Consider the following 1,446-nt stretch of genomic DNA (forward strand, 5'->3'; position numbering starts at 1 on the left):
CTCCGCCGCCCCACTCGCCGCGGCGTCGGGCGCCGGCCCTGGCGTGGGGGGCTCTTGGGTCCACCGCGGGGCCGGGTTGGTCTTCCTCAGAGTGACCACCGCTGCTCCTGTCTGATGCCCCCACCGAGCGGGAGGGTGGCCACGTGTGCGGCCTGCTGGTGCCCGTCGGCGTAGCGCAGCTGCGTGATCGAGGAGGCGTCCGCGGCCGCGCTAATCGCGTCATCGGCGGCCAGCAGGTCCTCCGGTGACGCGGCGGTGTAGGTCACCGCGAGGGTCCAGGACGCGCCGTGGACCCCGGAGCCGGGCCGCAGGTCCTCCAGGCGGACCTGCGAGCCGGCCGCCTGGACCTCGGCCGAGCCGTCCGAGACCGACCGGCTCGAGCGGAGCGAGGCCTTGTCACGGCTCGCGTCCGCCGTCGCACGCGAGCGGGCTCGACTGGCCGGGGTGAGCAGCACGGTCGAGGTGATCGTGCGGACCACCGAGGGGTCGACCGCGGTCAGCAAGGGGCGGAGGAAGTCCGGGGCGAGCATCGCCCCGGACATGCTCTCCGAGGTCACGGACGCTGTCCGGGTGAACCACTCGTGCTCGCCCCCGAAGACCCGCACGTAGCGACGCTGCCGGTCATCCAGGCCCAGGAACGCCTCCCGCAGACCAGCCGGGCGGGGAAGGTCGATCGGTTCGGACGGGTCCTGCAGGGACCGCAGCACCCCGGCGTGCTGCTCCTGCGACAGGGGGCGCAGCGCGAGCCCGCAGGACCGGGCACGCTTGACCACCGAGCGGATCTGCTCCAGCGCGAGCAGCCGGTCCCCCTCCTCCCCCGGCCCCAGGACCCTGGCGCGGGAGGCCCACGCCGTCGTCAACGGCATCCGGATCGTCAGCCACGTGCGGTGCTGCTCCGAGCGTTCCGGGATCGACTCCAGCAGCTGGAGGTAGGACTGCTCCAGCAGTGACCGGCCAGCGCCGGCCTCGACCGTGCGGGGGGTGCGCGCGACGAGCCAGAGCTCGTGGTCGGCGGTGTCGTGCGGGACGACCCGGGCGACCTGCTGGAGTCCGGTCACCAAGGAGCCGTTGCGGGCCATCGCCGCGGCGAACCGGGCCCAGCCCAGGTGGGAACGCCACGCCTCGTCGTCCTCGGTCAGGCCACCGATGCCGCCCTGCATCTCGAACGTCACCGTCAGGAACGGTGCCGAGCCGGCACTGGAGTGGCGCAGCACCGAGATCTCCGACCCGTTCGGGAACAGGATCGGCATCGGCCGGATCATCCCGACAGCGTCCGGGAGATCCAGCAGGGCCGGCCGCTTGGCCGTGCGTCCCGACGACGTCGTCGCTGCGGGCGCGAGCAGGTAGGCGGGGGTGAACACCGCCTGCCCGGAAGAGCGGCGCTGGTGGTACCTGGAGGTGTGCCAGGTCGCGGCCCCGAGAGAGCGTCCCGCGAACATCGTCTCG

Annotated in this window: 1 protein-coding gene; it reads right to left on the bottom strand. The window is 73.4% G+C overall.

Translation table 11 applies throughout. From position 1 onward, the window contains the following. Nucleotides 1–86: 86 nt before the first annotated feature. Nucleotides 87–1,446: hypothetical protein (locus FH969_RS14905; RefSeq protein WP_218975338.1), on the bottom strand; the 1,360-nt coding region annotated here is incomplete at its 5' end.

Origin of the sequence: Miniimonas arenae, from assembly GCF_006351005.1 — a bacterium.
GTDB classification, from domain to species: Bacteria; Actinomycetota; Actinomycetes; order Actinomycetales; family Beutenbergiaceae; genus Miniimonas; species Miniimonas arenae.